Source organism: Rhodococcus sp. HNM0563 (assembly GCF_012726195.1).
Lineage (GTDB): Bacteria > Actinomycetota > Actinomycetes > Mycobacteriales > Mycobacteriaceae > Rhodococcus.
Genome location: NZ_JAASAF010000001.1, coordinates 85,595 through 100,822, shown reverse-complemented (window position 1 = coordinate 100,822; position 15,228 = coordinate 85,595). Strand labels below are relative to the sequence as shown.

At 66.4% G+C, this 15,228-nt stretch carries 14 protein-coding genes; 4 read left to right on the top strand and 10 right to left on the bottom strand.

Annotated elements, in window-relative coordinates; all coding sequences use genetic code 11:
• Nucleotides 1-89 precede the first annotated feature (89 nt).
• The 3 genes from HCA61_RS00475 to HCA61_RS00465 all read right to left on the bottom strand — a co-directional run bounded on the left by HCA61_RS00475 (nucleotide 90) and on the right by HCA61_RS00465 (nucleotide 2,371).
• On the bottom strand, nucleotides 90-998 hold the full coding sequence (locus HCA61_RS00475; protein WP_169685649.1) for a D-isomer specific 2-hydroxyacid dehydrogenase family protein: 909 nt from the start codon (nucleotides 996-998) through the stop codon (nucleotides 90-92).
• 68 nt (nucleotides 999-1,066) lie between these two features.
• Complete coding sequence (locus HCA61_RS00470) at nucleotides 1,067-1,864, bottom strand: SDR family NAD(P)-dependent oxidoreductase (RefSeq protein ID WP_169685647.1); 798 nt, start codon at nucleotides 1,862-1,864, stop codon at nucleotides 1,067-1,069.
• A 3-nt stretch (nucleotides 1,865-1,867) separates the two neighbouring features.
• Nucleotides 1,868-2,371, bottom strand: a complete 504-nt coding sequence (locus tag HCA61_RS00465; RefSeq protein ID WP_169685644.1) for a nuclear transport factor 2 family protein — start codon at nucleotides 2,369-2,371, stop codon at nucleotides 1,868-1,870.
• Between the two features lie 176 nt (nucleotides 2,372-2,547).
• Here HCA61_RS00465 and HCA61_RS00460 point away from each other — a divergent pair, with 176 nt between their 5' ends.
• Together HCA61_RS00460 and HCA61_RS00455 are read left to right on the top strand one after the other, a co-directional pair.
• Complete coding sequence (locus HCA61_RS00460; RefSeq protein ID WP_169685642.1) at nucleotides 2,548-4,128, top strand: multicopper oxidase domain-containing protein; 1,581 nt, start codon at nucleotides 2,548-2,550, stop codon at nucleotides 4,126-4,128.
• Between the two features lie 266 nt (nucleotides 4,129-4,394).
• Nucleotides 4,395-6,518 carry an MMPL family transporter gene (locus tag HCA61_RS00455; RefSeq protein ID WP_169685640.1) on the top strand — a complete coding sequence of 708 codons (2,124 nt, stop codon included), beginning with the start codon at nucleotides 4,395-4,397 and terminating at the stop codon, nucleotides 6,516-6,518.
• Between the two features lie 22 nt (nucleotides 6,519-6,540).
• On the opposite strand, the gene HCA61_RS00450 is transcribed toward HCA61_RS00455, so the two are convergent.
• From HCA61_RS00450 to HCA61_RS00430, 5 genes are read right to left on the bottom strand one after another with little or no spacing between them, the layout of a single operon-like run.
• Nucleotides 6,541-7,419, bottom strand: coding sequence for a sucrase ferredoxin (locus HCA61_RS00450; protein WP_247274705.1), 879 nt, complete (start codon nucleotides 7,417-7,419; stop codon nucleotides 6,541-6,543).
• A gap of 51 nt (nucleotides 7,420-7,470) precedes the next feature.
• Nucleotides 7,471-7,998: a hypothetical protein gene (locus tag HCA61_RS00445; protein WP_169685638.1), complete on the bottom strand. Its 528-nt coding sequence runs from the start codon at nucleotides 7,996-7,998 to the stop codon at nucleotides 7,471-7,473.
• 29 nt (nucleotides 7,999-8,027) lie between these two features.
• Nucleotides 8,028-8,789 (bottom strand): alpha/beta hydrolase, encoded by a 762-nt coding sequence (locus HCA61_RS00440; protein ID WP_169685636.1) that lies wholly within the window; start codon nucleotides 8,787-8,789, stop codon nucleotides 8,028-8,030.
• A 27-nt stretch (nucleotides 8,790-8,816) separates the two neighbouring features.
• Nucleotides 8,817-10,409 carry a DNA polymerase Y family protein gene (locus HCA61_RS00435; protein ID WP_346777456.1) on the bottom strand — a complete coding sequence of 531 codons (1,593 nt, stop codon included), beginning with the start codon at nucleotides 10,407-10,409 and terminating at the stop codon, nucleotides 8,817-8,819.
• Nucleotides 10,406-11,212 (bottom strand): hypothetical protein, encoded by an 807-nt coding sequence (locus HCA61_RS00430; protein WP_247274730.1) that lies wholly within the window; start codon nucleotides 11,210-11,212, stop codon nucleotides 10,406-10,408. Before HCA61_RS00430 ends, HCA61_RS00435 begins: the two co-directional genes overlap by 4 nt.
• A gap of 200 nt (nucleotides 11,213-11,412) precedes the next feature.
• Here HCA61_RS00430 and HCA61_RS00425 point away from each other — a divergent pair, with 200 nt between their 5' ends.
• Entirely contained in the window at nucleotides 11,413-12,609 is a 1,197-nt protein-coding gene (locus HCA61_RS00425; protein ID WP_247274703.1) for a serine/threonine-protein kinase, read from the top strand.
• 67 nt (nucleotides 12,610-12,676) lie between these two features.
• Nucleotides 12,677-13,159, top strand: coding sequence for a hypothetical protein (locus HCA61_RS00420; protein WP_169685634.1), 483 nt, complete (start codon nucleotides 12,677-12,679; stop codon nucleotides 13,157-13,159).
• A gap of 28 nt (nucleotides 13,160-13,187) precedes the next feature.
• Here HCA61_RS00420 and HCA61_RS00415 read toward each other — a convergent pair whose 3' ends face one another.
• Both HCA61_RS00415 and HCA61_RS00410 read right to left on the bottom strand, forming a co-directional pair.
• Nucleotides 13,188-13,874: a response regulator transcription factor gene (locus tag HCA61_RS00415; protein WP_169685632.1), complete on the bottom strand. Its 687-nt coding sequence runs from the start codon at nucleotides 13,872-13,874 to the stop codon at nucleotides 13,188-13,190.
• On the bottom strand, nucleotides 13,871-15,208 hold the full coding sequence (locus HCA61_RS00410) for an ATP-binding protein (RefSeq protein ID WP_169685631.1): 1,338 nt from the start codon (nucleotides 15,206-15,208) through the stop codon (nucleotides 13,871-13,873). Before HCA61_RS00410 ends, HCA61_RS00415 begins: the two co-directional genes overlap by 4 nt.
• Nucleotides 15,209-15,228 lie beyond the last annotated feature (20 nt).

Genomic DNA, 15,228 nt, shown 5'->3' with positions numbered 1-15,228 from the left:
ACACGTGTTCGATTCATCCTTCCTCCCGTTCCATGGGTTCCCTCAGGTTCTGAGCCTTCGGAAACCCGTGCGACAGGAGGAAAGCTGAGTCAGTACCCGGCGCTCGGCTCGACCCGAGCGAGCAACTCCTCCCCCGCGATGAACCTGCGCACGTTCTCACGCAGCGTCGGCGCGAACGCCGCGGTCAGACCGCTTCGGGTGTTCGCAATGTGCGGGGTGATCACGACATTGTCGAGATCCCACAGCGGGTGTCCGTCGGGCAAGGGCTCGGGTTCGGTCACGTCGAGCACCGCCCCTGCAATCTTCTCCGCGCGCATCGCATCGACGAGTGCATCCGTATCGACCAGGTTGCCGCGCGCAACATTGACGAGCCATGCCGTGTCAGGCATCGCCTCGAGCACAGCGGCGTCGACGAGCCGATCGGTGTCTTCGGTTGCCGGAGCCGCAATCACGAAATGATCGGCCATCGACCACACTTCCGCGGTGCGGCTCGACGGCAGCGTCACCTTCGCTCCGTCGACCGGGCGACCCGAACGGTTGACCGCCACCACTTCCACACCGAAAGCGTGCAACCGCGGGATCATGGCGCGGCCGATCCCGCCGGCTCCCACGATTGCCACGGTCGATCCGTGGAGTGTCCGAACCCGCGGATCGATCTCGTCTTTCCGCCAGCTCGTCGCTCCGAGTGAGGTGTGGAACTGGCGCAACCCTACGAGCAGTCCCCCGACTGCGTACTCGGCGACGTTGTCGGCGTACACACCCGAGGCATTCGCCCAGATGCGCCGGTCGTCGATCAGCCCGGCCCGGAAGAACGGCTCGATACCGGCGTAGGTGAGCTGCACCCAACGGATATGGTCGGGCAGGTTCTTCGGGAAATCGTCGGGACCACCGTCCCACACCAGTGCGTCGGCGTCGTCGAGCTCTGCGAGCGCGGCACCGCCGTCGACGATCGCGGTCGCGAGATGATCGTCGTGATCGGGTCCCAGATGAATTCGCATGCCTGGAACCCTATCGCCGCGCGGCGCCGTCATCGAGACAAGTGCGCACCGGAGGTGTTCCGGACGTCCTATTTGTCGTTCACTCCCATGCTTCGGCTCAGCGCAAGCACCGCGTCGCGGCGGCCCATAGCTCCGAACGGTGAACCGCCGGTGGGGTTGTCGGTACCGCAGATCCACGTGGGTCCATCGGACAGGTGCTCGAGCGCTTCCTCCGCGACATCGTGGGGATCGGCCAGATCGCGGTGCGTTTCACCCGCAGTGCCGAGCGCTCGATGCATCGACGGGGTGGCGGTCGCGCCGAGCACGAGTCCGAGAACGTCGACCCCGCTACTGCGCCACTCGGCCCACAGACTTTCCGCAAGGATGAGATCGAATGCCTTCGTTGCGCCGTAGGTCGCGAGGGTGGGGCCCCCGACCCATGCGGCACCTGATGTCACAAGGACGACGGCACCGCGTCCCCGCGCCACCATCGGGCCACCGAACCTGTAGGTCGTTTCGAGCACACTCGTGCAATTGCGATGGACCAGCGACAGGTGGGTATCGAGATCCTTGTCGAGAAACGCGGTACTGCGATCGTCACTGCCTGCGTTGTAGACGAACAGCCCGATTTCGAGATCGACTGTTGCGGTTTCGAGCCGCTCCGGGGCATCGGCAGCGCTCATGTCGAGCGCGACCGTGCGCACCTCGACACCGTGCCGCGCTCGGATTTCGGTGGCGCATTCCTCCAGCACGGTTGTTCGTCGTGCCACCAGCACAACATTCATGCCCCGGCGTGCCATTCCGTGAGCGAACGCGGCACCGATCCCGTCGGAACCACCGACGACGATGCCCCAGTGCCCGTATTTGTCTACCAAGTCTGTCGTCATTGTTCAGTCGCTTTCGGTGAATGGTGTGAGCATCTCTCGGTGTTCGGTGGTGCCGTCGAGATTGGCGTTGATCCGTTCCTCGATCCGCCAACCTTTCGGTGTCCGCACCCAACGCCAGGTGTTCGCAGAGACCCGCGCCACCCAGAATCGGTCGGCGTCGGCATCCCAGCGGATGTTGAGCGCGTAGCTACGGCCGGTGGCGTGGTCACCGTCGACCACGATGTGCGGCACGGTCAGGACATGACCGCATCCGTCTCGGAGCAGGCTCTGGTGGCCCTCGCCGTGAACCATGCCGACGATCTCCTCGTGCCCGCGCATCCGCCGCTGCGGAACGGCGTCGAAGATGCCGTCGTCGGTCCAGAGTGCAGCCGCCGCCTCCCCTGACCCGCTGTCGACCGCGGGTCCGTACTGGGCGACCAGCTGCATGATCTCGACCTGGTCACTGAGCACACGAACCTCGGCGGCCAGCGCTGCGACCATCTCGCGCAGTTCCTCGACATCGCTCATCGACAGTCGACCCTCCCACCTCGCAACCCAGCACGCATCATCTTCTCCCTCCGAAGGATTCGGTCCCTGCCATGCACGGTAGCGACTCCGACGCAATTACAGAAGATCTTCTCCTGTAATTGCGGCGGACGCGGACCGGGGGTTCTCCCCCAGTCGAAGATCAGGTCCCGAACCTGATGTGTTCCCGGTCTCGGACGACCACGATCGAGCACGTGAAACTATTGGTGCGGATCGTGGCGACCCTGTTCGCCCTCGGCGTGGTGCTGATTCTCGGCGCGGCGGGTGCCGGGCTCTTCTTCTGGAACACGGCCTCGATCGACACGACAGGACAGGTGGCATTCGACCGGCCACTGAATGTTCCTCCACTCGCCGACAGCACGGTGACCGATGACGGCACCCGCGTGTTCGACCTGACCCTGCAGCGCGGCACCAGCGACCTGGGGCACGGGCCCGACACGCAGACCTGGGGTGTGAATGGCGACTATCTCGGCCCGACCCTGCGTGCCGAGCGCGGTGAGAACGTTCGGGTGAACGTGACCAACGAAGTCGGCGAGACGAGCACGCTGCACTGGCACGGAATGCATCTGCCCGCCGCGATGGACGGCGGCCCCCACCAGACGGTCGAACCCGGGGCCACCTGGTCTCCGCATTGGACGATCGACCAACCTGCCGCGACCCTCTGGTACCACCCGCACCTCCACGGCTCCACGGCGTCGCACGTGTATCGAGGTCTCGCGGGCATGTTCCTCCTCGACGAGCAGGGCGGCCCCGGACTCCCCGATGAGTACGGAGTCGACGACATCCCGGTGATCGTGCAGGACAAGAAATTCGACGGCACGCAGCTCGACGAGGACGGCGCGATGTTCGCCAATGTCGGAGTTCTCGGCGACGAGATCCTCGTCAACGGCACTCCCGGCGCATTCCTGGATGTAACAACCGAACGCGTCCGGCTGCGGCTGCTCAACGCGTCGAACGCACGAATCTACAACTTCTCGTTCGACACCGGTCTACCGTTCGATCTGATCGGTACCGACGGCGGGCTGTTGGAATCACCCGTCGCGCTCCGCAGTCTCCAACTCTCGCCCGGCGAGCGAGCGGAGATCGTGGTCGAGGCGCCGGCGGGAACCCGGAACATGCTCCGCAGCACCCCACCCGATCTGCGCGCCGATTTCTGGCAGACCCGATTCTCGGGAGGCGACGACAGCGTCGACGTTCTCGAACTCCGCACCGCCGACATTCTCGAATCGAACGAAGCGGTCCCGGCACGGCTGGCAACGCTGGAGGATCTCGGCGAACCGACCGTCACCCGCACTTTCGACCTCACGAACTCGACCGAGATCAACGACCGCGAGATGGACATGAACCGGATCGACGAGGTCGTCGTCGCCGGCACCACCGAGCTGTGGGAAGTCACCAACATCAGCGGGGTGGTCCACAACTTCCATGTCCACGACGTGCAGTTCCAGGTCGTCGAGGCGACCGGTATGCCTACCGACCATCCGACGCTGATCGGCCGGAAGGACACCGTCTACGTCCCGCCCGGCGCCACAGTGCGACTGCTCATGCGATTCGACGACCACACCGACCCCAACGTTCCGTACATGTACCACTGCCATCTGCTCCGGCACGAGGACGATGGAATGATGGGTCAGTTCGTGGTCGTCGGCGCCGATGAGGTCGACGAGGTCGGTGTCCTTCCCATCCACTCGACCCACGGCGACCACTCGGGCCACAGTGGAGGGGACGCCACGGGGTAGGCAAGTGTGCGCCTCGTCGCACAACAGTTCACTCGGAATAGATCCTCGTGCGACCGCGTTGACCCATTCGGATCGGCGCGCCGGTACGCCCCGGAGCCAATGTGAATTGCCTTCGTGGAATACCGTCCGGCTGGAACCACGTTGCGCCCCGTGCCGTGAGGCACCCGGCGCGTCGGTCCGCCTCTCTCCGGCCCACCGACGATCACCCGCGTCCTGCTCGCGATTACAGTTGCCGTTCGGCAGCACCGAGCAGACCGGGAGTATGTATGAATCGCTGGGCCGAGATCGTCGTAGCAAGAAGCCGGTGGGTGCTCGCCCTCGTCCTACTCGTCGTTCTCGTCGCAGGTGCATGGGGCATCGGTGTCTTCGGCAAGTTGTCCAGCGCCGGGTACTACGTCGCCGACAGCGAAGCCATGCAGGCGCAGCAGATCATCTACGACACGTTCGGGTCGCAGACTGCCGACATCATCGCGATGTACACCGCGCCCGAGGGCAGGACCATCGACGACATCCGGCCCGACATCGAGCAGACGCTCGCCGCGTTCGACGAGCAGTATCCGTCCGAGGCCATCACGACCTACTGGACGGCACCACCACCGACGAATCAGCTCTTGCTCTCGACAGACCAGCAGAGTGTGGCGGCCACCATCACGCTCGGCACGAACTCGGGTGTGACGGCGGCCGACTTCCAATCGGCCCTCGACGAACTCGAGGTGCCCGGCGTCGAGTCCCAGTTCGCGGGCAACACCGTCGTCTCCATCGAGTTCACCCACACTCTCGAGCGAGATCTCGTCAAGGCCGAGGCCATCGCGATTCCGATCACACTCATCCTGCTCGTCCTCATCTTCGGCGGTGTCGTAGCCGCGGCTGTCCCCGTCTTCGTCGGGGTGTTGGCCATCTTCTCCTCCCTCGCGACGCTACGGCTGCTCTCGACGGTCACCGAAGTGTCGTCGTACGCGCTCAACATCACCTCGCTGATCGGCCTGGGGCTTGCGATCGACTACGGATTGTTCATCGTCAGCCGATACCGCGAGGAACTCGCCGCCGGATCAGACCCTGCTGCCGCGACGAAACGGACGATGCTGACGGCGGGCCGCACCGTGATGTTCTCGGCGGCCCTGCTCATCTGCGCATTCGCGGGCATGCTCGTCTTCCCACAGGCCGTGCTCCGGTCGCTCGGTCTCGGAGCGATGGCCTCGGTGTTCAGTGCCGCCGTCCTGTCCCTGACGGCGGTGCCTGCCGTGTTGGCGCTCCTCGGGCATCGCATCAACGCGTGGACCTGGGATCGCGAGGCGTCGACGCGCAGCGAGGCTCGTGCACGCAAGTTCTGGGGCAGCGTCGTACACAAGGTGATGAAGCGACCCGCTCTCATCGCGATCGTCATCACCGCGGGACTGCTGTTCCTCGCCACACCGGTCCTGAAAGCTCAGTTCGGCGAGGTCGAGTACACCGCGTTGCCCGAGGACAGCGCCGCGCGCGCGGCGACCCAGACGCTCCTCGACGAGTTCCCGAGCACGGGCAACGGTCCGACACTCGTCCTGCGCGACGACGGCGGGCAGGCCGTCGACGCCGATGCCCTCCGCACCGTGTCGCGCGAAGTCGCAGGCATCGAGGGGATTTCGCAGGTCGTCACCGTCGGTCAGCAGGACGACGTCGCCGTGGTGCAGGCCGTCTACGCACAAGGCGTGGACGGTACCGACAGGGCCAGTGAGATCACCGACGAGTTGCGGTCGATCCCCGTCCCGGACGGCTCCGAACTGCTCGTCGGCGGCAGTCGGGCGTTGGTCGACGACGCAAATACCGCAGTCTCCGACGCACTGCCGTGGATGGTCCTGATCATGGTGGTCTCGACCCTGATCCTGCTGTTCCTCGCGTTCGGATCGGTGGTACTGCCGATCAAGGCCGTGCTGATGGCAGGTCTGAGTCTCGCCGCGACCTTCGGCGTGCTCACGTGGGTGTTCCAGCTCGGGCACGGCGCATCGCTGATCGATGTGGTGCCCAACGAGTTGGAGCCGACATTCGTCGTGCTGATCCTTGCTGTGGTGTTCGGACTGTCCACCGACTACGAGGTCTTCCTGATGTCGCGCATGGTCGAAGCGCGTGCGGCAGGGGCAACGACCGTCGAGGCCGTCGAGTACGGCATCTCACGCACCGGACGTGTGGTCACGTCCGCGGCCCTGCTGCTGATCGTGGTGACCGGAGCATTCACCGTCTCGGGATTGTCGATCATGCGATTCCTCGGAGTCGGCATGATCATCGCCCTGATCATCGATGCGACCGTCGTGCGCATGCTGCTGGTGCCGTCGCTGATCAAACTGATGGGCGAAGCAAACTGGTGGGCTCCGCAGTGGATGAAGAAGGTCCACGAGAAATTCGGGCTCGGGCACTGAAAAGGTTCGTCGGCCGAGCTACCTACAGTTGCGTGAGCTTCGTGGCGACCACGGGGCGCACAGGCTTGGGCGCGGCACCGCAACTCGCGGGTCGATCCGAGAGCTCCCGAACCTCGACGTCGACCCGCCATTCCCGTCCGTCACGGTGCCGCACGAGTGGTTCGGTTCCGGTCTCGTCGACGGTGAAGGCGTCGATCGACAGGTCACCGACAGCACCCCGTACCGCGAGTTCGGCAACCTGACCTGCTGCTCCCCACGTGCTGCGGCCACGCGCACCGAGCGCGAGGGCTTCACCGCGGACGGCCGCACGCACCACCTCGACGCTCTGCTCGGCGTCGAGACGACCGTACGAGTAACCGCTGGGCAGCAGAATCATCGACGGAGCGAACCGGTGCCCGCCGGTATGCGAACATTCCCAGACCGCGTCCGAGAATTCTTCCTTCAGCGCCGACGCGACGGGGCGGCCGAGCACCGCACAGCACCGGTCTCGTTTGCCGTGCGCGCAGACGAGCACGATCGGGCCGGACACCGCCTCCCCCAACCCCGGAGGGGGCCCGGCCACCACGCGCGGCACGATATCGAGCAGCTCCGCCGGGTCGGTGACCTCGAGTCGTTCGCACCACGCGTCGCCCGGCTCGGTTCGAGCGATGAGCACAGTTTTCACCGGTCGCGGAACATCGCGGCCGGGACGCCTGATGAACATGATCCGTACGCCCGTCGCCGCAGCGCGGGCCGAGAGTTCACTCGACAACTCTGCGCCGAGCGCGGTGCCGTCGAGTACGTCGTGACCCCACGCCGACGGGAACTCCAGGCATACGTAGCCGGGGGCCGTCGCAGTGGTGCCGGGCAAGGGTTCGTCGACGGCGGACAGTGCAGAACAAGTGGGGGCAGCGGTGGTCACGTCGCCATTGTGTCCCGCCCGCACACCCGATGAAAGTCGGGCTGCAACATGTCAGCGAGTGCGCCGCAGACGCCTGAGCCCCGCCTGTGTCCAGATCCTGAGGAAGCCCTGCGAAAGGTAAGCGAGACAACCGGCGGCGAGCATCCACTTGGTGACACTGATCGTGGATGCGAGGCGCACCGAGTCGTCGGCAATCTTGTCGCGGTGGTCGAGGAGGTACAGGCCTGCCACGTTCTCCGCGTAGTCGCCCGCCGCAGCGATCACGGGTGCAGTGAGCAGGATTCTGCGTACCGCAGGCGACAACGGCCGATGGTCGTCGAGTGCGCGCGCACCGGCGCGCAACGCCACCGCGAAGGTCAGCGGGTGGAACATGTCCCAGTAGTAGTGCTCCCGGTAGCGGGAAAGCTCGGCCGGTCCGAGATTGTCGAGTATCTTCCGGTACTTCGACGCCGAGAACGTCGTCTGCACCGTACCGACGGTGAGCGCGGTGGAACCGAGGACACGAGCGATGTTCGCCTGCGAAACGACGAACAGAGCGGAGGTCGCGATCAGCTTCCGGTCGGGTGAAGACAAGGCCATGCCCCGATCGTAGGCCAAGTCCGGCGAGATCAGTCGGTGAGGAAAGGCATCACCGCTGCCACGAAATCCTCTGATCGATCGCGATGAATGCTGTGCCCGCATGGAATCTCCCGCACCGCACCGTTCGGGATCAGCGCCAGGGCCTCGGTGAGCAGTCGCGGGTCGACCATGCTTCCACGGCGCGCACCGCGCAGCAGCATCGTCGGAGACTTCATCGACGGAAGTTGTTCCCACCACATCGGATTCGACGTGTGGAACTGAGATACCACGGAGTCGATCATCGATCGGTCGAACGAGAACACTGCGCGCGGATTGAGCACCATGCTGGTGGCGGCATGCCACAGTTCGGTGGGCGTCGGGCGGTGCGCAGGAACCTCGGGAACGGGATCGCTCGCGCGCAACGGTAGCGGCGCCTCCTCCAGGACGAGCCGTCGCACCAACCCGGGCTGCTGCTGCGCCACCAGCGAACCGGCGTGCCCACCGAGGGAATGCCCCACCAGATCCACGGTGTCGAAACCCAGGTGCTCGCACAGGCCTGCGATATCGGCGGCGAACTCCGAGAACCGGTACGACGTCGCGCGAGCGCTGCGGCCGTGTCCGCGCAGGTCCACAGCGACCACCCGGCGCCCGGCGGCGGTGAGCCGCCGGGTGAACCTGTCCCAGGTGCGCGCATCGCCGCCCATGCCGTGCACCAGCACGACCGGCACCCCCTCAGCTGTTCTGCGAGGCGCCGAATCCCGGTAGGCGATCGCGACATCGTTCGGCGTCGCGGTGAGGACGGAGGTAGCCACGGTTGTCAGCCTAATCAGCCTGCCCGCTCAGTCGTAGACACCCTCCACACTCCACCCGTCTGCTCCGTGGACGATCAGCAGGGCCCGGCCTCCATCGAGCTGCACCTGCAGTCGCGCGATGTCGCGGGCGGTCTCGGGATCCCACCAGTATTCGTCCACCGGCCAGGGTCCCGCCCATCCGGTCACCTGCCAGCTGCGACTTCCCCATCGCAACTGCGTCGGCCGACCACTGAGCAGACCCCGTTCGGTGATCGTCACCCCCTCACCCACGTCGTCGTCCAACGCGATCGGCGGCGGCACGTGCATCACCATGGCCGGGGCCGGGGGTGGTAACCGTCCGGGCCAGGGCGCGTCCGGATCCGACGAGGGCACTGCCTCTTCCCCCACCGGGACGAGAGTGATTCGCTCAACGGGTCCGCGTCCACCGCTGAGCACCCCCACCCGGACCGCATCACCGCCGAGCAGGCCCTGCACTCGGACCAGTGCCCTCCGTGCCCGTTCGTCCTCCTCGCCGATACCGCCCCACAGACCCAACTGCAAAGTGCCGGAATCCACCACTTCCACGGGCTCGAGACGCAACATGGTGATCCCGGTGGTGGCGCGATCGGCGCTGCGTCCGGTAAGCCAACCGTCGAGTTGCCAGCGCACCCGGTCTGCGGTCCCTTCGGGGGTCAACGGCCCGGCACAGCGCCACGTCCGCGCCAGTTCTTCACCGCTGCCGGCGTGGGCCGACACGAGGAGCCGCGTGCACGCCACACCGGCCGCAGCAAGTCGGGTGTGCAACAGTTCGGCGAGCGTCCGACCGAGGAACGCCGCGGTGTCCACCCGCTCGATCGGGGGATCGCACACGTGCTCCACCGTGAGATCGGGAGGCACCGCACGCCCCGACGGCGGACGCTCGGGTAGTCCACGTGCACACCGGTGCGCCACCACCGCGTCAGCGCCGAACCTCGACGCCACATCGGATACCGGCAGCGCCGCAAACGCCCCGATCGTGCGCACCCCCAGCCGACGTAGCAGATCGACCAGGTCGGCACGCTCCGGCGCAGCCAGCGCCGGCTCCACTGCCAACTGAGAAATCGGCAGCGGAGCAAGGAACGCAGGGCCGTCGCCGCTCGACACCAATGCAGCCCTACGGGCAGCGAGCACTGCGGTGGACAGTTCGTCGGCAATACCGACCTGGCATTCCACTCCCACGGAAGCGACCTCGTCGACGAGACGTTCTGCGGCGGCCTCCTCCGATCCGAACCATCGCACGACGCCGCGCGCCGCGAGTGCAACGAGGCCCGGGCGCAGCACCTCGACACCGGGAGCGGCCGCATCGATCGCCGCGACCACCGGCTCGAAGAGCCGAGCATCCCGGCCCGGATCATTTTGTGCCACATGAAGTTCAGGGCATCTTCCTTGAGCTTCACGACGCACCGAGCCACGGACGACACCGGCCGCTCGGGCCGACGCCGAACATGCGACCACCCGATTCCCGGACACCACGGCAATCGGCGCGGTGGCAGGAATGCCTGCCGCCGCAGCCGCAGCCACCGCGGGCCAGTCCGGGCACCACACCGCCACGACACGCGACGTCGACCGGCCACCTCCGGTCGCCGGACCATCCCTGATCACTGGGCCACCACGAGGTTCGGAACAGAATCGACGGTCGACGCAGTAACGGTCGACACAGCATCTGCTCGCCGCCGCTCACCGGATACCCATCGCACACCATCGGGCTCGGCACAGACATCGATACGCGCAGTTCGGGGACCGGCGGCACGCCCCGAGGCCCGCACCGACAGCCCGATACCGCACAACCGCGCCCGTCCCGGTCCTGTCAGCCCTTCGTAACCACTCACCTGCGCCTCGAGGCGCACCTGCGCGCCGTCCCAACGCCCGTCGGTGACCACCAGGACCGCACCTTTGCTCCGCACACGAGCCGCGACGACGCGGCTTCGCGACGGCGGAATCGACCTTCCTCCCAAACCGAGCACCACCAGGTCCAGCCCATCGAGCAGCACGGCCGCAACCTCCACCGGGTCGGGGCCCGGGTCGGGGATCATCGCCACCCGGCTCAGCCGGGCCCCCATTTCCGCCGCCGCGAGCAATCCGAGTCGCCGCTGACCGATAACGGCTGCGTGCCCACCCGCCGCGGTCACCGCCGCCACCATGCCCAGCAGCAACGATGCCGACCCCGATACGGACACCACGGTGCCGCGAACCAATCCTCCATGCGGGAGCAGTTCGGTGAGAGGTTCGGGCACCGGTAGTACCCGTTCGACCGGACTGTGCACCGGAGCAGGCGCGGAGGTCTCTCCTTTCGCCGGAACTGCGGAGATCCGGCGCCTCAGCGCTTCGATCCGCTCCGCTCTACTCGGCCCTCCACCGTCGCCGACTGTTTCTTCATCGACCGGAAATTCGGCCACTTCACCCACATGCACCCCTGTCATCCGCCAGCCGTATTCGTTCACGACCTGCCGACCACGGGGAAGACGTGGCCCAGCCCGAATTGAATTCGAACGTATTTTCGAACTTGTCCAGTAGACCCGATGCCGGTACCTGCCGTCAAGTGATCGCCCCCACCGCAATCCGTCGAGCCGCCGAGGTATCCGCCGGGATCGATTACCCTCGTGAGGTGGCAGAACGGGAACGAGAGGGAAGGGTCGTCGGTCCGGATCACCTGGTGGCCGGGCGATATCGACTCGATTCCAAACTCGGTGGCGGAGGCATGGGCGCCGTATGGCTCGCCCGCGACAATCGACTCGGGCGGAACGTGGCCGTCAAGCAGGTGATCTCCACCGCAGATCTCGACCCTGCCGCCGCCGAGGAGATCCGCAGACTCGCCCTCCGCGAGGGCCGGGTCGCCGCCCAGCTCACCCATGAGCACGCGATCTCCATGTACGACGTCGCACTCCACTACGGCGAACCGTGGTTGGTCATGGAGCACCTGCCGTCCCGCAGCCTCGCGCAAGTCATGAACGCGATCGACACCTTGCCGCCGTACGTGGTCGCGCAGATCGGTGCCGATGTCGCCGACGCTCTCGCAGCCGCTCACGAGGCAGGCATCGTGCATCGCGATGTCAAGCCGGGCAATATCCTCATCGCCGAACGCGGCAACGACGCAGGCGTCGTGAAGATCAGCGACTTCGGCATCGCCCGCGCCAAGGGCGACAACGATCCGTCCAGTGTGATCATCGGTACCCCCGCCTATTTCGCACCCGAGGTCGCCCGGGGAAGCGATCCCACCGAGGCGAGCGACGTGTTCTCCCTCGGCGCCACCCTCTACACCGCAATCGAGGGGCAGCCACCGTTCGGCTACGAAGCGGACTCGATCGCGCTCCTGCACCGCGTCGCCCGTGCCGAGATCATCCCTCCGACCAGAACCGGGCTCCTCACCGACACCCTGCTCGCCATGCTCGAACCCGACCCGGCACGCAGGCCGACGATGATCGAGGCACGCAATCGCCTCACCGAAGTGGTGCTCGGCCCAGGCGGAAACCCGGCCGTGCTCCGCGGCAGGCCCATCGTGTCCCAGGACGGCACCGTTCCGTCCTGGGCCCAACGTTCGACTCCGGCCGACGACCAGACACGCCCCCGAAGTTCGTTCATGGATCAGCCTTTGACCATGCCCACGACACCGAGGGCCGGAAGCACCGGCTCGCCGTCCTCGTGGCCGGCCTCCGTACTCGACCGTCTGGTTCCCAAGGGCGATCTCCCGGAATCGACGCAGGAGAAGGTCCTCGCGTATGCGCCCATGGCGATGGCGGTGATGGGTGCGATCATCCTCATCGCGCTCGTCATCGCGCTCGTCATCGCGTTCCTCGTGGCCTGATCCCTGCAGCGTGTCGGTGCCGTGTGCCACTGTTCGTCAGCCCGGCGAAACCAACACGAGGAGACCGATGACCACACCTGATCCGACCATGGCCGCCATCACCGAAGCCGTCACCACAGGCCGCTCCGGCGACACCGTCGCCGCGCGTGCCCGTCTCGAAACTCTGTGGGACGAAATCGGACCCGACGGCGACGCGCTGCACCGCTGCACTCTCGCGCACTTCCTTGCCGATCTCTACGACGATGCAGCAATTTCCCTCACGTGGGATGCCCGGGCACTCGAGGCTGCCGATTCTCTCGACGACACCCGAGTGCAGCAGGAGCACGCATCGCTGCAGATCCGCGGGTTCTACCCGTCGCTGCATCTCAACCTTGCCGACGATCACCGCCGCCTGGGCAATTTCGATGCCGCAACCGAGCACCTCACCGCGGCACGGATCTACCTCGACGCCCTCGCCGACGACGGGTACGGCGCCACCGTCCGATCCGGCATCGACAACGTGACACGAGCCCTCTCGGAGAGGAGCACCGAACGCCTCGTCACACATTGACGGGCTTCACCGACACCCCGTCCCCGTATCAGTCGATACGCCGCCGATGCGCCCACCGGGTAAGCGCATTGCGGTTGGACTGCTGGGTCTTGCGCAGCACATTCGACGCGTGCGTCTCGACGGTCTTCACCGAGATCACGAGTTCCTCGGCAATCTCACGGTAGGTGTATCCGCGGGCGAGCAGTCGCAGCACCTCGAGTTCGCGCGGAGTCAGTGAATCGAGTTCGGGATCGAGCGGGGGCTCCGGCGCAGTCGACCTGCCGGTGAACGAATCCAGCACGAACCCGGCCAAGCGTGGGCTGAAGACCGCATCTCCCCCCGCCACCCGCCGTACCGCGTCGGCGAGATCCGGGCCGGAGATCGTCTTGGTGACGTAGCCGCGTGCTCCCGCCCTGATCACCGCGATGACGTCCTCGGCGGCATCGGACACGCTCAATGCCAGGCACACCGACCCCGGATCGATACGGCTGAGCACTGCGACACCGCCACCGTCGGGCATGTGCACGTCGAGCAGCACCACATCGGGTTTCGCGGCGCCGATCCCTGCGACAGCCTCCGCAACACCGCCGGCCTCACCGACGATCTCCATGTCCTGTTCGCGTCCCAGTTCGGCTCGGACGCCGGACCTGAACACCGCGTGGTCGTCGACGAGAAAAACCCGGAAACGCCGGGTCGATTCGGAGATCTCGGACGGTGTCACCGAAGTCGAACTCACTGGGGCTGCTCCTCGTGGTGGGGCTGGGTCGCCTCCCACTCTAAGGTCGCCTCCTCCGTACCTGCCGTCTGCGGGGTCGTCTCCGGGGCGTGTCCCCCACCGGATCGAGGCATGTGAATGCGGACCTCCGTGCCCTTCCCGAGCGCGGTCTTGACCACGGTGCGTCCACCGCGTCGTTCGATCCGCGCGGTGATCGACCGCGCGAGGCCATGCCGGTCTTCCGGCACAGTGTCCGGGTCGAAACCGACACCCCGATCGCGGACGAACACACTGATCTCGTGGGGTTCGACCTCTGCGAACAGGTCGATGTTGTCCACTTGCGCGTGCTTCGCTGCGTTGACAAGGGCTTCCCGGGTGGCACCGAGCACCGCCGTGAATGCCTCCGCTGATACGTCCTCGTCATCGGGCGCCACGTCGCCGACGATCACGGGAGCCACGGACACACCGCGCTGGTCCTCCACTTCCCCGGCGATGGTGCGCAGCGCTTCGGCCAGGGACGTGCGAGGAGTTTCGTCGCCGCCGAAGAGCCAGCGCCGCAACTCACGTTCCTGGCTGCGCGCGAGTCGCACGACCTCCTGCGGACTGTCCGCCTGTTTCTGGATCAGCGCCAACGTCTGCAACACGGAATCGTGCAGGTGCGAGGCGATCTCGTCGCGCTCCTCGGTGCGGACCCGTGCCGCGCGCTCGGTCTCGAGGGCTCTCCACATGCGAATCCACAACGGCACGGACAGCAGGGCGGCCCCGACCAACGTGACGATGACAGCGAGCAGCGACGATCGCAGTGCCTCGACGTCCACCTGAGCGAGGACGACGACACCGAGGCCGGTGACCACGAGGGTGAGGCCTCCGAGGACGCGCGCCCACGCGAGCACTGTCGGTTTTGCAGGCAGACCGAACACCGAGCGGGGGCCTTCGGCGTCGAACTCCCGCCAGACGAGGGCCGCGCCCACCGACACGACGACGACCGGCGCGATCGCCGAGGCCGCACCTCCGCTGAACAACCACGACAACCCGATGGCGAGCGCAATGCCCATGACTGCGAGTCCCACAGCGCGACGGCGTTCCGTTCCCGACGGCCGATCCGTGTCGGCTCCGGGCGGGACGAACATCCACAGCAGTCCGTAGGCGACGATGCCCAGTCCTCCGAGCGCGGCGAGCACCGTGAATGCGACACGTACCTTGGTGACGTCGATATCGAGATGATCGGCGAGGCCGCCTGCGACCCCACCGACGACTCGACCGCCGACCCTCCGTTGGAGGCGATCGACAGGCACGGGTAATCCGGATACAAGGTCCACTAGTCGATACTGACACGATGTCGCGCCCCGGGGCATCGGGGAACGACCCTGAGGTC